At 68.5% G+C, this 18,152-nt stretch carries 6 protein-coding genes; 1 reads left to right on the forward strand and 5 read right to left on the reverse strand.

Annotation, left to right across the window (positions count from 1 at the left end):
- Positions 1-11,931 (reverse strand): amino acid adenylation domain-containing protein (locus OK17_RS16225; RefSeq protein ID WP_461418071.1); only part of this gene is annotated, 11,931 nt, incomplete at its 3' end.
- Between the two features lie 882 nt (positions 11,932-12,813).
- On the opposite strand from OK17_RS16225, the gene OK17_RS16230 reads away from it, so the two are divergent.
- Positions 12,814-13,317, forward strand: a complete 504-nt coding sequence (locus tag OK17_RS16230) for a MarR family transcriptional regulator (RefSeq protein WP_005201490.1) — start codon at positions 12,814-12,816, stop codon at positions 13,315-13,317.
- 50 nt (positions 13,318-13,367) lie between these two features.
- Here the strand turns inward: OK17_RS16230 and OK17_RS16235 are convergent, their stop codons facing one another.
- The 4 genes from OK17_RS16235 to OK17_RS16250 form a co-directional block, all read right to left on the reverse strand.
- Positions 13,368-14,240: a DUF559 domain-containing protein gene (locus OK17_RS16235; protein WP_461418072.1), complete on the reverse strand. Its 873-nt coding sequence runs from the start codon at positions 14,238-14,240 to the stop codon at positions 13,368-13,370.
- Positions 14,241-14,370: 130 nt separating this feature from the next.
- The gene (mmsB, locus tag OK17_RS16240; protein ID WP_461418073.1) at positions 14,371-15,240 is read right to left on the reverse strand and encodes a 3-hydroxyisobutyrate dehydrogenase; all 870 of its coding nucleotides are present in this window, start codon (positions 15,238-15,240) and stop codon (positions 14,371-14,373) included.
- A gap of 58 nt (positions 15,241-15,298) precedes the next feature.
- A complete protein-coding gene (locus tag OK17_RS16245) occupies positions 15,299-16,474 on the reverse strand; it encodes an acyl-CoA dehydrogenase family protein (protein WP_232715916.1) in 1,176 nt (391 codons plus the stop codon).
- Positions 16,475-16,488: 14 nt separating this feature from the next.
- Positions 16,489-18,021, reverse strand: a complete 1,533-nt coding sequence (locus tag OK17_RS16250; protein ID WP_232715915.1) for a CoA-acylating methylmalonate-semialdehyde dehydrogenase — start codon at positions 18,019-18,021, stop codon at positions 16,489-16,491.
- Between the last annotated feature and the right edge of the window lie 131 nt (positions 18,022-18,152).

Genomic DNA, 18,152 nt, shown 5'->3' on the forward strand with positions numbered 1-18,152 from the left:
GGCGACCGGGGTGCCGACGACGATGTCGTCGCCACCGCTGAGGCGGCCGAGAAGCGTTGCGAGCGCGGCATGCAGGACCATGAACAACGATGCGTTCCGCGAGCGTGCGAGTTCCATGAGGCGGTCGTGCAACTGCGCGCCGATCTCTACCGGGACGTGGCCGCCGGACAGGCTCGCGACCGCGGGGCGCGGACGGTCGGTGGGCAGATCCAGGACATCCGGGATCTCTGCCAGCGTCGACCGCCAGTAGTCCAGCTGGGCGTGCATGAGGGACTGCGGATCGTCAGGCTCGCCGAGGACCCGCCGCTGCCACAGGGCGTAGTCGGCGTACTGGACCTCGAGCGGCTCCCAGGCGGGTTCCTGTCCTTCCAGCCGGGCTGCGTAGGCGATCATGACATCGCGGGCCAGCGGCGCCATGGACTGCCCGTCACCCGCGATGTGGTGGACGACGAGGACCAGCAGGAATTCTCCGGCCTGGTCCAACCGACCGCCGGCCGGCTTGCCGGGCTCGTCGATGCGCAGCAGGCCAACGCGAATCGGCACCCTGGTGGTCACGTCGAAACCGCGTCGGACGAACTCGGTCACCACCTCTTCGACCGCGCTCTCGGGCACGTACCGCACCTCGACGGCGGCCGCGACGTGGTCCAGCACCACCTGATGCGGTTCACCGGCGTCGTCGGGGTAGATCGTCCGCAACACCTCGTGCCGGCCGATCACGTCGGCGAGCGCGTCCTCGAGTGCCGCGATGTCGAGGCGTCCGGTCAGCTTCAGCAGGACCGGGATGTTGTAGGCGGGCGACTCCGGCTCCATGCGGTTGAGGAACCACATGCGCTGCTGTGCGAGCGACAGCGGAATCCGCTCCGGTCGTGGGCCGGCGACGAGCGGTGCGCGTTGCCCTTCCTGCAGCGATCCGGCGAGGCCGGCCAGGGCTGAGACGGTGGGCGCCTCGAACAGGGCACGGACCGGGACACGCACTCCCAGCGCCGAACCGACCCGCGCCGCCACCACCGAAGCACTCAGCGAATCGCCACCGAGGGCGAAGAAGTCGTCGTCGGCGCCGACCCGGTCGATCTCCAGGACCTCTTCGAAGGCGGTGGCCACCGCGGACTCCGCGGGGGTCGACGGTGCGCGGAATTCCGTTGCCGCGAACACCGGTTCGGGCAACCGGCCCCGGTCCAGCTTGCCGGTCGGGGTCCGCGGGACCTCGTCGAGGACGACGACCGCGGCCGGGACCATGTATGCGGGCAGGCTCTGCGAGAGGAAATCCCGCAGTTCGTTGCCGGACAGTTCCTCGCCCGGCGCGGCCACCACATAGGACACCAGCATCTGCGGCATCCCGTTGTCACTGCGGGCGATGGTGACCGCGTAGGCGATGTCGGACCGGCCACCGAGGGCCGCGTCGATCTCCCCGATCTCGATGCGGGTGCCGCGGATCTTGACCTGGAAGTCGTTGCGTCCCAGATACTCCAGTTGATTGTCGGCGGCCCGCCGGACCAGGTCGCCGGTGCGGTACATCCGCTCACCGGCGTCGCCGAACGGGCACGGAACGAACCGGGCCGCGGTCGTCGTCGGCTTCCCGACGTAGCCGTCGGCCAGTCCGGGCCCGAAGAGGTAGAGCTCGCCGACGACGCCCTGGGGCACCGGGCGCATCCACGTGTCGAGCACGACTCCGGCGACCGGTCCGATCGTGCGGCCGATGGTCACCGGGCCGTGCGGATCGAGCGGTTCGCTCGCGGTGGCCCAGACGGTGATCTCGGTGGGGCCGTAGATGTTGATCATCTTGCGTCCCGGCGCCCACCGCGCGACCAGCTCCGGGCCGACGGCCTCACCGGCGGGAGCGAGCACGCGCAGCGTGTCGAGATCCGCCTCCGGCACGGTCGACAGTGCCGACGGGGTCACCACCGCGTGCGTCACGTGTTCGCGTCGGATCAGTTCGGCCAGTTCGGGACCGCCGTAGACGTCGGGTGGTGAGACCACCAGGCGGCCGCCTGCACCATGGGCCATCAGGAGCTCGAACACCGAGGCGTCGAAGCTCGGCGAGGCCACCTGGAGAACGCTCGCGGTGTCGTCGGCGAAGAGGACGCGGTGCTGCGCCTCGACGAGACGCGCGAGGCCGCGGTGGCTCACGATCACGCCCTTGGGCATGCCGGTCGAACCGGACGTGTAGATGACGTAGGCCGTCTGACCGATCCGGATCGGACCACCGCGCTCGGCGTCGGTGATCGGTGCGTCCGATTCGGCGTCGAGCAGGCACGGGTGCCGTTCGTCGTCGAGTTCGAGCCACTCGATGCCGGGGGGCACGCCGGGACCGTCCAGGGTAGCGGTCCCGGCGTGCGTGAGACCCAGCCTGACATCGGCATCGGAGAGCAGGTATCCGATCCGTTCAGCAGGCAGGGTCGGGTCCACCGGCAGGAATGCCGCGCCCGTCTTGGCCACCGCCCAGATGGCGACGACCGCGTCGAGCGATCTCGGCAACACACAGGCGACCACATCTTGTGATCCGACTCCCCGGCGCAGGAGGAGTCTGGCCATTCGGTTCGACCGCTCGTCGAGCCAGCGGTACGACACCGACGCGCCGCACGTCACCGCGATGGCGTTCGGGTGGCGGGCAACGGAAGCGGCGAGGATGTCGGGCAGTGTCGCGGGCCGGAGGGTCCGCGGTGACGCGGGCAGATCCAGTTCGCCGCCGCCGTGCGCGAGCACGCCCACCCGGGTGTCCGGGTCGTCGGCGATCCGGGCCAGGCACTCGACGAAGAGGTCGAGGATCTCCCGTGCCCGGGTGGGGTCGAAGTCGCCGCGGCGGAAGCGCAACGTGATCGACAGCCCTGGTTCTCCGTCTCCGACATCGTTCTTCGGTGCGACGACGAGACTCAGCGGATACGGCGTGGCATCGACGCCGGTGATCCCGTCGACGCGGAGTCCCGCCGAGGACACGAGCTCCTGGAGGGTCGACTCGCGCAGCGGGAAGGACTGGAAGGCCAGCGCGGTGTCGAACATCTCCGACAGACCCACCGCCCGGTGGATGGCCGGGAGGCCCACGTAGTGATGGTCGAGCAGTTCGGCGTTGCTGTCCTGCGCACCGATCAGCAGGTCGCGCAGTGACGCCGTGGGATCGAGGCGGACCCGGACCGGGACGGTGTTCAGGAACATCCCGAGGGCGCGCTCGACACCCGGCAGTTCCGGCGGTCGCCCGGCGACGGCCGAGCCGAGGATCACGTCGGTCTCGCCGGTGAGCACGCGCAGGACGAGTGCCCATGCCGTCGACACCGCGGTGCCGACGGTGACCGCGGAATCGGCTGCGACGGAACGCAACCGCAGATACTCCTGGGCCGGCAGCTCTGCACCGACCTCACCGGCCAGGTCGCCCGACATCGCCGGATCACGCCGGCTGACGCGGGTGGCCCCGTCGACGTCGGCGTAGGCCCGTGTCCATGCGGCGAGGGACGCCTCCTGGTCCTGCTGCGCCAGCCAGCGCAGGTAGTCGCGGTACGACGGTGCGGACCCGGCGTGCTCGATCCGCTCCGGTTCGCCGTAGAACTCGAGGAGTTCGCCGATGAGCAGCGGCATCGACCAGCCGTCGAGGATGACGTGGTGGTTGGTGATGTGCAGTTCAAATGCATCGGCGGCGAGGCGGATGAGGGTGAACCGGATGAGCGACGGGATGCTGAGGTCGAAGCCTGCCTCCGCGTCCTGGACCGCGATGCGCTCGGCGTCCTCCCGGGCGCGGTCGGCGTCCCGCTCGGACAGGTCGATCTCGCGGAAGGCGACCTCGGCGTGGCCGACCACGACCTGGCGCGGGCCACGAGAGGTCTCGACGAAACCTGTACGCAGGATGTCGTGCCGATCGACCAGCGCCTGCGCGGCACGACGCAGCCGTGCCCCGTCGAGATGTCCGGACAACCGGATCGTCGACTGCACGGTGTAGTTGTCCGCCGTGTCGGGGTCGAGCGTGGAGTGGAAGTGGATGCCGGACTGCGTCGGCGACAGCGGCCAGATCTCGGTCAGCTCCGGGTATCGATGACGGAGGTTCTCCGCATCGGAGTCGCACACGTCGGCGAAGTCGTCGGCGGAGAGCACCTCGTGATCGTCGAGGCGGGACTCGACCGCAGCGCCCGGCCGGACGACGTCGTCGTGCCCGGCGCCGTCCGGATCCACGAGAGCTGCCAGCGCGGCGACCGTCTTCGCCTCGAAGACCTGACGACCGGTGATGTTCAGTCCGGCCGCCTTGGCCAGGGCCACCAGTTGCATCGAGACGATGGAGTCGCCGCCGAGGGCGAAGAAGTTGTCGTCGGCGGTCACCGTCTCGAGGTTCAGGGCCTCGGCGAACAGTTGCGCGATGAGCTTCTCGGTCGGTGTCGAGGGCGCGCGACCGCCGGCACTCTCGGCGCGGAAGTCCCACGCGGGGAGTGCCTTCCGGTCGACCTTGCCGGTGCGGGTCACCGGCATCGCCGGCAGCTCGAGAATGGCGGTCGGAACCATGTAGCGCGGCAGCGATTCCGCGAGATCGGCCCGTAGCGCGGAGACGTCGAGCTGCTCCCCCGGCGTGCCGACGACGTAGGACACGATGACCGGCTGTCCGGTCGGTCCCGGCTGGACCAGGGTGACGGCCTGCGCCACGGCGTCGTGCCGTGCGAGGTGGGCGTCGATGTCCCCGGTCTCGATCCGCAGACCGTGGATCTTGACCTGCTGGTCGTTGCGTCCCAGGTAGTCCAGTTCGAGTCCGTCGCGTCCGCGAATCCATCGCACCTGATCACCGGTGCGGTAGATGCGTTCACCGCTCGCCGACCGCGGGTCGGCGACGAACCGGGAGGCGGTGAGGCCGGGCCGGTCGAAGTACCCGCGGGCCAGACCCGGTCCGCCCAGGTAGAGTTCGCCGGCCACGCCGACCGGGACCGGACGCAGCCACGCGTCGAGCACCACCGCGGACACTCCGCGGACCGGTTCGCCGATGGTCACCGGCTCCCCGGGCTGCAGGTCGTCGGCCGCGGTGCCCCAGATGGTGGTCTCGGTGGGTCCGTAGTGGTTCATCAACCGGCGGCCGGGTGCCCAGCGGTTCACGATGTCCGCGCCGGTGGCCTCGCCGACCACCGCGATCGTCGCCAGCGACGGCACCCGTGCGGGGTCCATCGTGTTGAGCGCGGTCGGCGTGATGATCGCGTGCGAAACCTGTTCCGCGCGAACCAGTTCCTCGAGGTCGACGCCACCGTAGACATCCTGGGGGGCGACCACGAGGCAGGCCCCGTTGCCATGGGCGAGCAGGACCTCGGAGACACAGGCGTCGAAGCCCGGGGAGGCCACCTGCAGGACTGCCGAACCCGACTGCACACCGAAGTACTCGGCCAGTGCGGTGACCCGGTCTCGCAGCCCCCGATGGGCGATGTGGACCGCCTTCGGCCGTCCGGTCGACCCGGAGGTGAAGATCAGGTACGCACTGCTGTCGGCCTCCACCGGGGTCGTCGGCCGGTCCGCCGTCGCCCCTTCGTCATCCGACCGGCCGGCGGCGTCGAGGACGAGCCAGTCGACGGAATCCGGCAGGTTCTTCGTGACCTCCTCGACCGTCACCCCGAGCGCGCACCGCGAGTCGGCCAGCAGCTCGGCCAGCCGGTAGGCGGGGTTGCCCGGATCGAGGGCGACGAATGCCGCACCCGACTTCGCGATCGCCCACATCGCGACGATGAGTTCGACCGACCGCGGGACGGCCAGCGCGACGAAGCGCTCGGGACCGGCGCCACGACGGACGAGTTCACCGGCGACACGATCGGCCCGTTCGTCGAGCTCACGGAAGGTCAGGGTGTCCCCGCCCGACCGCACGGCGGGGGCGTCCGGATACCGGCGTGCGGTGTCGGACAGGATGCCCCGGAGCGTCCGCGGTGTCATGGCCGGCGGACCCTCGACGCGAGCCAGTTCCGCCCATTCGGTGTCCCAGCACGGGGCGACCGTCGCGACCTTCCGGCCCGGGTCCGCCGCGATCTGACCCAGCAGCATCGCGAAGCGCTCGAGCAGCAGTCCGGCGGACTGAGCGTCGAGACGATCGGAGGCGTACTTCAGGATCAGCTCGTAGTGTCCCGGCTCGCTTCCGGCCCGCGAGGGCCGCGGCGGCGTGACCTGAAGGCTGACCGGATACGGCGTCGCATCGTGGGCGACGATGCCCTTCCACTGCAGCCCGGCATCCGCGAGCGCACCCGCCACACCCTCCGCGTCGATGGGATAGGACTCCAGAACCGTTGCGGTGTCGAAGATGTCGGCCATCCTCGCGGCCCGCTGGAGTTCGGCGAGACCGATGTTGCGGTGGTCGAGCATGGCGGCCTGCTCCGCCTGTGCCCGCGTGAGCAGCTCGGTGACGGTCTCGTCGGGATCGAGCCGGACCCGCACCGGCAGGGTGTTGATGAACAGACCGATCATCCGCTCGATCCCCGCGATGTGCGCCGGGCGATCGGAGACCGTGTTGCCGAACACCACGTCCGACCGGCCGGTCATGGTGGAGAGCAGCAGCGCCCAGGCCACCTGGATGGCGGTGTTGGGGGTGACGCCGTGGGCGCGACCGAGTCCGAGGACCGCGTCGGTGGTCGCGGCGTCGAGATCGAGGTCGACCTGTGCGACCTCGGCGGTGGCGACCCGCTCCGGGTTGCCGGTGAGCCGGGTCGGGCTCTCGATGTCGGCCAGCATCTCCTCCCAGGCCTCGACCGTCGCGTCGTGGTCCTGGGAATCCAGCCACTGCAGGTAGTCCCGGAAGGACCGCGGTGTGGGCAGCCCGGCCGCGGCGCCGTCCGTCGAGTCGGTGATGTAGAGCGCCAGCAGCTCCTGGACGACCAGCGGCATCGACCAGCCGTCGAGCACGATGTGGTGGTTGGTCAGCAGGAGCATGAACTCGTCGTCGTCGACGCGGATGAGGTGGAACCGCATCAGCGGCGGCCGCGTCAGGTCGAAGGGGGTCGCCGACTCGGTGATCAGCCGGCGCAACTCGCGGTGCCGCTCCTCGGGATCGGCGATGCCGGTCAGGTCGGAGTCCGTCCAGTCGACGGCCACGTCACGCAGCAAGAGCTGACGCGGACCGGCCGCGGTCTCCACGAACGCGACCCGCAGGCTGTCGTGACGGTCGATGAGCGCCTGTGCGGCGCGCCGCATCCGCTCCGCTCGCAGCGATCCGCCGAGGGTCAGTTCGGCCTGCACGACGTAGCCGTCGGCGCCGCTGACACCGCCCGCGGCGTTGGTGTCGATGCCGTCGTAGGTGGCGTGGAACAGGAGTCCGGCCTGCAGTGCCGTCAGCGGCCAGACGTCGACCATCGACGGGTGATCGCGCAGCCAACCGTCGATCTCGTCCTGCGTGGTCTGCACGAGCGGGAAGTCCGACGGGGTGTACCCGCCGGCGTCGTCGGCCCGGGCATGGCGGGCGAGCGCCTCGAGGGCCTGCACCCACAGCTGCGACAGTTCTTCGACCTCGCCGCTGTCGAGCACCAGCGAGGCGAACTCCCACACCGCGTCGAGTTCGAGTCCGTCCGGACCCGGCTCGGCGATCGCGTTGATGTCCAGGACGGCCGGGAGGGCCATCCACGGGTCGGCGGTGCCGGCCAGCGCGTCGAACTCACGCGACGGCGTCCACGGTCCGAAGACGTCGCGGGTACCCGCGCGGCCCAGGTAGTTGAAGCTGATCTGCGGTTCGGGACGGTTCTGGAGTTCGTTGCAGCCGACCGGGTCCAGGTGCCGGACCATGCCGTAGCCGATGCCGTTGTCGGGCACCGCGCGCAGGAACTCCTTGACCCGCTTGATCGCCGTACCGGCGGCCGCCCCGCCGGCGAAGGCGTCGTCGAGGTCGATGTCGTCGAGGTCCAGCCGGACGGGGAACCGAGAGGTGAACCAGCCGACCGTGGCGGTCAGATCGGCGCCGGGGACGGCCGACTCCTCGCGGCCGTGTCCTTCGAGCGCGATCAGTTCGCCGCCCGGAGCCTCGCCGTGGAGCGACCGCCAGCGGGCGAGCGCGAGTCCCAGGGCCGCGAGCAGCGGGTCGTTGGGGCTGCCGTGGAACCGGCCGGGGATGGTCGTGACGATGGTCTCGGTGACGTCGGCGGGGATGCGCATGCGCACGCGTCCCGCGGTGGCGGTGATGTCCCGGTCGGGGTCGAGTGCACGTGTGCCGAGCGGACGGTCGCCGGCTGCGAGGGTGTTCGACCAGAGGTCGAGCTCGGCGGCGGTACGGCCGGAGGACCGCTCGACCAGGCCGTGGACCCAGCGGCGCACGGAGGTCGTGGGCGTGCTGAGCTGCGGGTCACCGCCGGCGGCGATCTGACCGTGGGCGACCGCGAGGTCACTCAGCAGGATGCGCCAGGACACGCCGTCGACGGCGAGGTGGTGGATGACCAGCCACAGCAGATCCGGCTTCGTGCCATTGCGGTCCCGCAGCCAGACGAAGCGCGTGAGCAGCCCGGAGCGCGGGTCCAGCAGATCGGCGGCCGCCTGCAGTTGCTGATCGATCTCGTCGGCGTCGCGACGTTCGAGCCACACCTCGGTCAACGTCTCCTCGACGTCGACCGAACCGTGCTCCCGGACCTCGACGAAGCCCTCGCCCGCGTGGTCGTCGCGCAGGACCGCGCGCAGGATGTCGTGGCGGTCGACGAGCGCGCCCAGGGCGCGCACGAGGTCGGCGCGGCGGAGGTCGTCGGGGAGCTCGATCAGCGCGGCCTGCGCGAAGCGGTCGATGTGGCCCCGCTCGAGCATCGCGTGCATGATCGGCGCCAGCGGGAACGAACCCACGCCGGCGCCGGGGAGCTCGTGCAGCGTGTCGTCGGTCGACGCCTCGGTCGCCCGGACCGCGAGAGCCGCGACGGTCTTGCACTCGAACACGTCCTGGGTCGAGAACGCCAGTCCGGCGGCCTTGGCCCGGCCCACGAGTTCGATCGAGGAGATGCTGTCGCCGCCGAGGACGAAGAAGCTGTCGTCGGCACCGACCTCGTCGACACCGAGGACCTCGGAGAACAGCTGCGCCAGCCGGTATTCCGCGGGCGTCGACGGCGGCCGTCCGGTGCGGGCGGCCGCGAAGACCGGAGCGGGCAACGCCTTGCGGTCGACCTTGCCGAACGCGTTGAGCGGCAACGCGTCGAGCGTGGTGATCACCGCCGGGACCATGTGCGGCGGGAGCGATTCGCGGGCGAACCGGCCCAGCTCGGGCACATCGATCCGATGGTCGCGGACCGGCGACACGTAGGAGGCGAGAACGGTCGCGCCGGCGTTGTTGCGGACCGGCACCGTGATCGACGCCTCGACGTCGGGGTGGCCGATGAGAGCCGCGTCGATCTCGCCGGGCTCGATCCGGTAGCCACGGATCTTCAGCTGGAAGTCGGTGCGACCCAGCAGTTCCAGCGACAGTGCGGAGGGCTTCCCCACCCAGCGCGCGAGATCGCCGGTGCGGTACATCCGCTCACCGGGTTCACCGTGGGGGTTGGCGACGAACCGGCCGGCGGTCTGGCCGAACAGGTTCGCGTAACCGCGTGCGAGACCCGGCCCCGCCAGATACAGCTCCCCCGCGGTACCGATCGGGACCGGCTGCAGTGCAGGGTCGAGGATCATCATCGACGCACCGCGTACCGGCCGGCCGACGGTCAGGTCCTCGGCGGGGTCGATGACACCGCTGGCCGCGGTGATTGTCGCCTCGGTGGGTCCGTACTCGTTGATCATCCGCGCACACCGCGTCCAGCGTTCGACGATGCGCGGCGCGGTCTTGTCACCGCCGACCATGACCGCCCGCAGGTCGGTCAGGGCTTCCGGCTCGACGGTCGCCAGCATCGCCGGTGTCAGCGTCAGGTGGGTGACACCCTCGTCGGCCAGCAATCGGGTGAGCCGCTCCCCGCCGATCACGTCCGGCGGCACGACGATCAGTGCGGAACCGTTCGCGAAGCAGGTCAGCAGCTGTTCCATCGACGCATCGAAGCTCGGTGAAAGAGCGTAGGACACCCGTGATCCCGAGTCGAGACCATAGACCTCGGACCGATCGGAGATGAGGTTCGCGAGCCCGTTGTGCGTGACCTGGACGCCCTTCGGGACACCGGTCGAACCCGAGGTGTAGGTCATGTACGCGACGTTGTCCGCACGCAGCGGGCGGATGCGGTCGCGGTCGGTGATCACCTCGTCCGGGGCGAGGGCGGCCCCCTCCCCGAGACCGCCCTCGCCGTCGACGAGCACCGTGGGCATCGACTCCGGGAGTCGGTCGGTGAACTCGTCGGCTGTGATCGCCACGTCGGCGCCGCTGTCGGCGACGATGTGCTCGATACGCTTGCGTGGGTAGTCCGGGTCCACCTGGACGATGGCAGCCCCGGACTTCGCAACCGCCCACGCGGCGGTGACGGACTCGGCGGACCGTCTGAGAAGAATCGCGACCGACGTGTCGGGCCCGCAGCCCATGTCGATCAGGCGGCGTGCCATCCGCGACGAGACGCCGTCGAGTTCCCGGTACGTCAGCCGGCGACCGGCCGACGAGATCGCGACGCGGTCGCCATGACGGGCCACACTGTCGGCGAGGATGTCCGGGAGAAGTCGCGGCGCAACACCTTCCGAACCGTGTACGGGCAGGAGAGCCCTCCGCTCGTCCTCGTCGAGCAGCTCGAGCAGACCCACCTGATCGTCCGAGCCGCCTACCAGGAACTCGTGCAGGAACATCAGGAACCGACGGTGATGATCGGCGAGCTCGGCGGGCGTGTAGACGTTCGGGTTGCCCTGGAAGTCGATGTGCGTGCTGTCGTGTCCCGCACCGGGATAGATGTTGACGAACAGGTCGGAGGTCGGGCCGGATGTCAGCACGTGCAGGCGACCCGCCACGTCGCCGAACACGACCTCGCTGTCGATCATCATCAGGTTCACGGCCGGACCGAACGACGACGCCTCGTCGCGCGCGATCCCCATGTCGCGGAAGATGTCCTCCTGGCGGTAGCGCTGCCGCCGGAGGGCACTCAACAGCTCACCCTTCACCGCGGTGACGACCTCGTCGAGCGTGCGGCCCGCGACCGGGACGCGCAGCGGCACGACGTTCGCCACCATGCCGCCGGAGCGGCGCAGAACTGCCGAGTGCCGGCCCGAGACCGGCAGGCTCAGGAGGACTTCCGGGCTCCCGGTCATCCGGGCGAGGTAGACGGCGAAGGCCGCGACGATCACCGGGGTGACACCGCCGTCGTGCGACGCGTCGTCGAGCAGACGCGCGGTCTCCTCCGGCAGCGGCGTGGACACGAGCGTCGGGTGCAGCGTGGGCTTGCCGAGCCGGCCGGCGAGACTGACCACCGGAGGGGCGCCTTCGAGGTGTTCGCTCCAGTACTTCCGGTCGTTCTCGTAGCGGGTCGACCCGGGGTAGGACGCGTCCTGCTCGATGATGTCGGCGAGATCGCTTGCCTTGCAGGGTGGTGGCTCTTCACCGCGGATTCCGGCGTTGTACCGCTCGGTGATCCGCCGGACCATCGTGACCGCACCGAATCCGTCGAGCGCGATGTGGTGGGCGCGCAGATACCAGAGGTAGTGGTTCGTCCCGACCCGATAGACGACGCTCGTCATGAGGTGGTCGACGAGAAGGTCCAGCGGCCGCGAATAGTCCTCGGTCATCAGGCGATGCGCGGTCCCGATCGGGTCGGGATCCTCACGCAGGTCCACGGTGTACACCGGGGCGCCGTACGCCTCGTCGACGTACTGCCGCGGCTCGCCGTCGACCTCGATCAGCCGCAGGTATCCGGAACCGAACTCTCTTCCGGTCGCCCGTGCGGCGTCCTCGAGCACGTCGGTGTCGAGGTCGCCCTCGATCTCGACATACTGCGCCACCGAGATCGGCAGGTCACCTGCCACGTGCTGCGCGAACCAGATGCCCCGCTGCGCCGCGGACAGCGGCAACGTGCCGACCCGTGACCGAGAACCCGACTGGTCGTCGAAGGTTGACTCGAAATTTCTCTCTGAGATGGTCACGCGGCCTCCCCATGCGTCCTCATCGACTGCGTCCACCGGGCCTGGGGGCATAACCCGGACGGAATCGTCAGACCACAAATTGCTCGTCTCGCGCCTGAAGCGAGAATGGGCAATGCAGCCCCCCTGGATAGTTGTCGCCCCGCCGACAAGAACTGACCGTACTCTCGCGAAACTTTCCGCCACAACGATTTCCGAGAAGCTAGATCAGTCGTACGACCCCGGAGAGAAAGGTCTCGGAATGATGACATTCGGCAATTGGTCCGATCGGATGACATTCGTCGGACCGAGTGTTTTTCCCGAATATCTCTGCATCTCGCGTGCTACCGAAGCAGATTCGGATCCAGATTCACATCCGCCCCGGTATGGTGCCGAATCTGTATGCACCGGTACACTTTTCGGTACATTCACGAACCAGGATAAGTCTCTCAAATCGCCCATAGTACCCAAACCGCGATTTAATTAGATTGAGTAGCTAATGGGTATGGAGAATCCAGCTAACGGCGCCGTGACCTTTTCGAGATTCGAGCTACACCTTCATTCCCGAACGGCCCAGATGGTCTCGATTCGGGGGTTGTCGTTCCAGGAAACGACAAAGCATCAAGAGATCCTCTCGAGATGGCAAACACATTGTTTCGTTGCCGCGGAGGCCATTTGTCACTTTCGTAGGGACCTTTGTCACTCGGAAGGGGACGTTGGTCACGGGCACCACTGCGCGTCGAGTTGATTCCGCCGGCGCGGATTCCGCCCGCGTCGTCGTCGGATCGGTTCCGCGGACCGTCCTTCTCCTGCCCCGCCGGGACCGGTCCGGACGGCATCACCCGCGGGCGGTGATGGCTGGCGCGCCGTCGATCGGTGACGCGACAACCCGATTAGGGTGTGTTCATGGCAGGGCGCAGCATGGACTTCGATCCCATCGCCGAGGCACGGGACAACTGGACCGAGGCCGGGTGGGGCGACGTCGCCGACGGCATGGTCGCGGTGACCTCGGTGATGCGTGCCCATCAGATCCTGCTGGCCCGCGTCGAGGCCACGTTGCGCCCCTTCGATCTGAGCTTCTCCCGATTCGAACTTCTCCGGCTGCTCGCGTTCTCGCGCCAGGGCGCACTCCCGATCACCAAGGCGAGCGACCGACTCCAGGTCCACGTCACCAGCGTCACCCACGCGATCCGTCGCCTCGAGGAGGGCGGCCTCGTCCGCCGCGTCCCCCACCCCACCGACGGTCGCACCACCCTCGTCGAGATCACCGACCTAGGCCGCTCCACCGTCGAAGACGCCACCAAGACCCTCAACGAGAAGGTCTTCGCCGACGTCGGCATGACCGACGACGAGATGGCCGGCCTCGTCGGGGCCATCCAGTCACTGCGGAAGCACAACGGCGACTTCTGAGTCCGATCCGTTGCGGTTTGTCGCGGAAAGCGGGACAAAACGCAACGTCGTCACGACGCGGCTCGCAGTAGAGCACTCCGAACCGCCTCGACGACGTGCTCTGGCCGTTCGGTCAGGTCCGCCCATGTGAAGTTCAGGACTGTCCACCCGTCGGCCACGAGCGCATTGCGCTTGGTCCGGTCCCGCTGGAATGTGTCGGCGTCGCGGTGGAAGGCGAAGCCGTCGATCTCGACGGCGAGCCTGGACCGGAGGAACACGAAGTCGAGCAGGTACCCGCACACCGGGACATTGGCCGTCCAGCCGTCGATGTCCGCGTCGCGAAACAGCAGTGCGGTTCGCCGTTCTGCCTCGGATCTCGTTCCGTCCTCGAGTTGATCCAGATACCGGGACACCGGCCCCGCTCCCCGTCGGTTTGGGTACCGCTCATGTGCGGACCGGAGGTCCGCGAGCGTCAGGTCCTTGGAGAGCAGCGCTGAATCGAGGACGCCGATGCCGAGAACACCTGCCGCGTCCAGAACGGACAGTGCGGGCGTGGTGATGCGGAGGTCGTCGACCACGGTCACGTCTTCGTCGGCGAGATCGCGGTGTCGGACGACAGCGGTCGCCGAGGATCTCGCATGCCGACCGTGACGTCCGGTGAACACATGGTGCTTGGCGGGCTCCTTGAGATGCAGTCGGTGCCACCAGCACGCCGCGACGCCGCCGAGCACCGCGTCCTCTCCGACCGAGAGCACCGCGATCCGGGCCTGCGCCCGTGCCGAACGAAGGTGCCCTGACACCAGGTAGACAGAAGGAGCGACCGCGGTCCACTCCCCAGAGGCCCTGCGTCGGCTGACGGCGGACCGGCTCAACCCAACAGCCTGCGCCTGCGACGTCGTCAGCACGCCGTCCTGTCGGATGATGAGCTCGTTGAGATCGATCACGAGAGTTCGACGCAGCGCCCACCATCACGGTTCCATCCGTCCGGACGCAGAAAGATCCCGTTGCGTTTTGTCCCGCAAACCGGGACAGAACGCAACGGGATCTCAGGAGCCGTACGGCAGGTACTGCGACCTAATGCAGCGAGGTGATGATCGCGCTGAAATCGAGGTCTCCGTGCTGCTCGGCGAAGCCGCGGTACAGCTGTGCGGCGTGGGAACCGAGCGGGGCGCGGGAACCGGTGCTGGCGACGGCGTCCATCGCGAGGCCGAGGTCCTTGTTCATCAGTGCGGTGGCGAACCCCGGCTTGAAGTCGTTGTTCGCCGGCGAGGTCGGGACCGGGCCCGGGACCGGGCAGTTGGTCTCGATGGCCCAGCAGTTGCCGGTGGCGCCGGTGACGACGTCGTAGAGCGCCTGCTCGTCGAGACCCAGCTTCTGGGCCAGGACGAAGGCCTCGCCGACGGCGATCTGCTGGACGGCGAGGAGCATGTTGTTGCACACCTTCGCCGCCTGGCCGGCGCCCGCCGCACCGCAGTGGATGATCTTGCCTGCCATCGGGTCGAGGGTTCCCCGCGCCGCGGCGAAGGCCTCGTCCTCGCCGCCGACCATGAAGGCCAGCGTGCCCGCGGTCGCGCCCTTGACGCCGCCCGAGACGGGGGCGTCGACCTGGGCGAAACCGTGATCGACGGCCCGGCGGTGGATCTCCCGCGCATCGTCGACCGAGATGGTCGACGAATCGATGAAGAGCGCACCGGTCTGGGCGGCCGGCAGGACCTCGTCGTAGACCTTCTTCACGATGCCGTCGTTGGGCAGCATGGTGATCACGACCTCCGACCCGGACACCGCCTCGATGGCCGCGGGGAACGTCTCGATCCCGTTGGACTTGGCGGTCTCGATCGCCTCGGGGGACAGGTCGAATCCGCGGACGGTGTGGCCGGCCTTGACCAGGTTGGCGGCCATCGGGCCACCCATGTTGCCGAGGCCGAGGAAAGCGATCGTCGTCATTGTCATTGCTCCCTAAAGTGTTTGCCTGCGAAAACCATTGCGTTGCAGCGAGTTCGCGTCAGCTCTCCCGGTAGCGGGACGCGATCGAACGGCCGAGGACGACCCGCATGATCTCGTTGGTCCCTTCCAGGATGCGGTGTACACGGAGGTCGCGGACGATTTTCTCGATTCCGTACTCGGACAGATATCCGTAGCCGCCGTGCAGCTGCAGCGCCTTGTCGGCGACGTCGTAGCAGCTGTCGGTGACGAACCGCTTGGCCATCGCACACTGCTCCACCTTGTCCGGAGCAGCGTCGTCGAGGGCGCTCGCCGCATGCCACAGCATGAGCCGTGAAGTCTGCAGCGAGGTCGCCATGTCGGCGAGCGTGAACCGGATCGTCGGCTCGTCGAGCAGCGAGTTGCCGAACGCACGACGGCTCGAGACATAAGCGGCCGCCTTGTCGAAGGCCGCCTGGGCGCCACCGAGCGACGACGCCGCGATGTTGAGCCGGCCACCGTTGAGGCCGTTCATCGCGATGCCGAAGCCGATGCCCTCGGTCTCGGCGAGCAGGTTCGACGCCGGGACCCGCACCTCGTCGAGGATGACCTGCGCGGTGGGCTGAGCATGCCAACCCATCTTGTGTTCCTGCGCACCGAAACTCAGTCCCGGAGTGTCCTTCTCGACCAGGAAGGTGGAGATGCCCTTGGGGCCCGCGTCGCCGGTGCGGGCCATCACCACGTACAGGTCCGACGACCCGGCACCGGAGATGAACTGCTTGACGCCGGTGAGGACGTACTCGTCACCCTGACGTTCGGCGCGGGTCGACAATGCGGCCGCATCGGAGCCGGCACCCGGCTCGGTCAGGCAGTAGCTCGCGATGGTCTCCATCGTCGCCAGCCGCGGCACCCACTTGTTGCGCTGCTCGTCGGTGCCGTAGTGGTCGATCATCCAGGCGCACATGTTGTGGATGGACAGGAACGACGCGACGGCCGGGTCGGCGTAGGCAAGCTGCTCGAAGATCCGCACGCCGTCGAGACGGCGGAGTCCGCTGCCCCCGGCATCCTCGGAACAGTAGATGGCACCCATCCCCAGCTCGGCCGCCTCGCGGAGCTCGGCAACCGGGAAGTGGTTGGACGCATCCCATTCCAGCGCGTAGGGCGCCAGTTTCTTGGCCGCGAAAGCCGCGGCGGTCTCGACGATGACGCGCTCGTCACCGTCGAGCCGCGCGACTGCGGCCTCGGCAAGTGTGGTCATATCTGTGGCCGCACTCAGTCCATCGTCGGGATGACGAACTCGGCGCCGTCCTTGATGCCGGACGGCCAGCGCGTCGTGATGGTCTTGGTCTTGGTGTAGAACTGGATCGATGCCGGACCATGCTGGTTGAGGTCGCCGAATCCCGAGCGCTTCCAGCCACCAAAGGTGTAGTACGCCACCGGGACCGGGATCGGCACGTTGACGCCGACCATGCCGACGTCGACGCGTGCGGCGAAGTCGCGGGCCGCGTCGCCGTCCTGGGTGAAGATAGCGGTGCCATTTCCGTACTGGTGATCGGTGGCCAGCGCGAGGGCTTCCTCGTAGTCGGCTGCGCGAACGATCTGCAGCACCGGACCGAAGATCTCTTCCTGGTACGAGGTCATGTCCTTGGTGACATGGTCGAACAGGGTGGGTCCGATGAAGAAGCCCTTCGAGATGTCCTCGTCGCCGAAGGTCTGCTCGTCGCTGGTGCGCTCCCGGCCGTCGATGACCAGCTCGGCACCCTCTTCGACGCCCTTGGTGATGTAGCCGCGGACACGCTCGAGGGCCGCAGCGGTGACCAGCGGGCCGTAGTCGGCCTTGGGGTCGAGGCTGTGGCCGACGCGCAGTGCGTTGACGCGATCGATCAGCTTGGCGCGCAGACGATCTGCGGTCTCCTCACCGACCGGAACCGCGACCGAGATGGCCATGCAGCGCTCGCCGGCACTGCCGTAACCGGCACCGATCAGAGCATCGACGACCTGGTCGAGGTTGGCGTCGGGCATGATGATCATGTGGTTCTTGGCGCCACCGAAGCACTGCGAACGCTTACCGTGTGCGGCTGCGGTCGAGTAGATGTACTGCGCGATGTCCGAGCTGCCGACGAAGCCGAGAGCCTTCACATCCGGGTGGGTCAGCAGCGCGTCGACGGACTCCTTGTCGCCGTGGACGACCTGGAACACACCGTCGGGAAGCCCTGCCTCGGTGAACAATTCAGCCAGGCGGACGGGAACCGACGGGTCGCGCTCGCTGGGCTTGAGGATGAAGGCGTTGCCGCATGCGAGGGCAGGACCGGCCTTCCACAGCGGGATCATCGCCGGGAAGTTGAACGGGGTGATGCCGGCGACCACGCCGAGCGGCTGACGGACCGAGTGCACGTCGATGCCACTGCCGGCACCTTCGGTGAACTCACCCTTGATGAGATGCGGGATGCCGATGGCGAATTCGATGACCTCGATGCCGCGCTGGATGTCACCGAGGGCGTCGGCGTGGGTCTTGCCGTGCTCGAGCGACAGGGTGGTCGCGAGTTCGTCGGCGTTCTTGTTGACCAGGTCGACGAAGCGCATCAGGACCCGCGCACGACGCTGCGGGTTCCAGGCGGCCCATTCCTTCTGGGCTTCCTTGGCGGTGGCCACGGCCGCGGCGACCTCGTCGGTCGAGGCGAGCGGCACCTGGGCCTGCACGGCACCGGTGCTGGGGTTGAAGACGTCGGCGAAGCGGCCACCCTCGGCGGTGACGCGCTTGCCGTTCAGGAAGTGCGGGATGGACGGGACTGCGGGAGCGGACACTTCAGATCACCTTTGATTCTTCTCGGGGGGTTTGGGGGCTTCGGGTCGTGGCGCGTATTCGAGATGTCGGGGACTGGTCGCCGGCGACTGGGCCGAGATCGAGCACCCCGACACGATCGGCCCGGGGTATG

The sequence above is a fragment of the Gordonia sp. GN26 genome (genome assembly GCF_054823965.1).

Excerpts from the sequence above, each read along its gene's own strand:
- OK17_RS16230 (WP_005201490.1), top strand. The coding sequence starts at position 12,814 with ATGGCAGGGCGCAGCATGGACTTCGATCCCATCGCCGAGGCACGGGAC.
- mmsB (WP_461418073.1), bottom strand. The coding sequence starts at position 15,240 with ATGACGACGATCGCTTTCCTCGGCCTCGGCAACATGGGTGGCCCGATG.
- OK17_RS16245 (WP_232715916.1), bottom strand. The coding sequence starts at position 16,474 with ATGACCACACTTGCCGAGGCCGCAGTCGCGCGGCTCGACGGTGACGAG.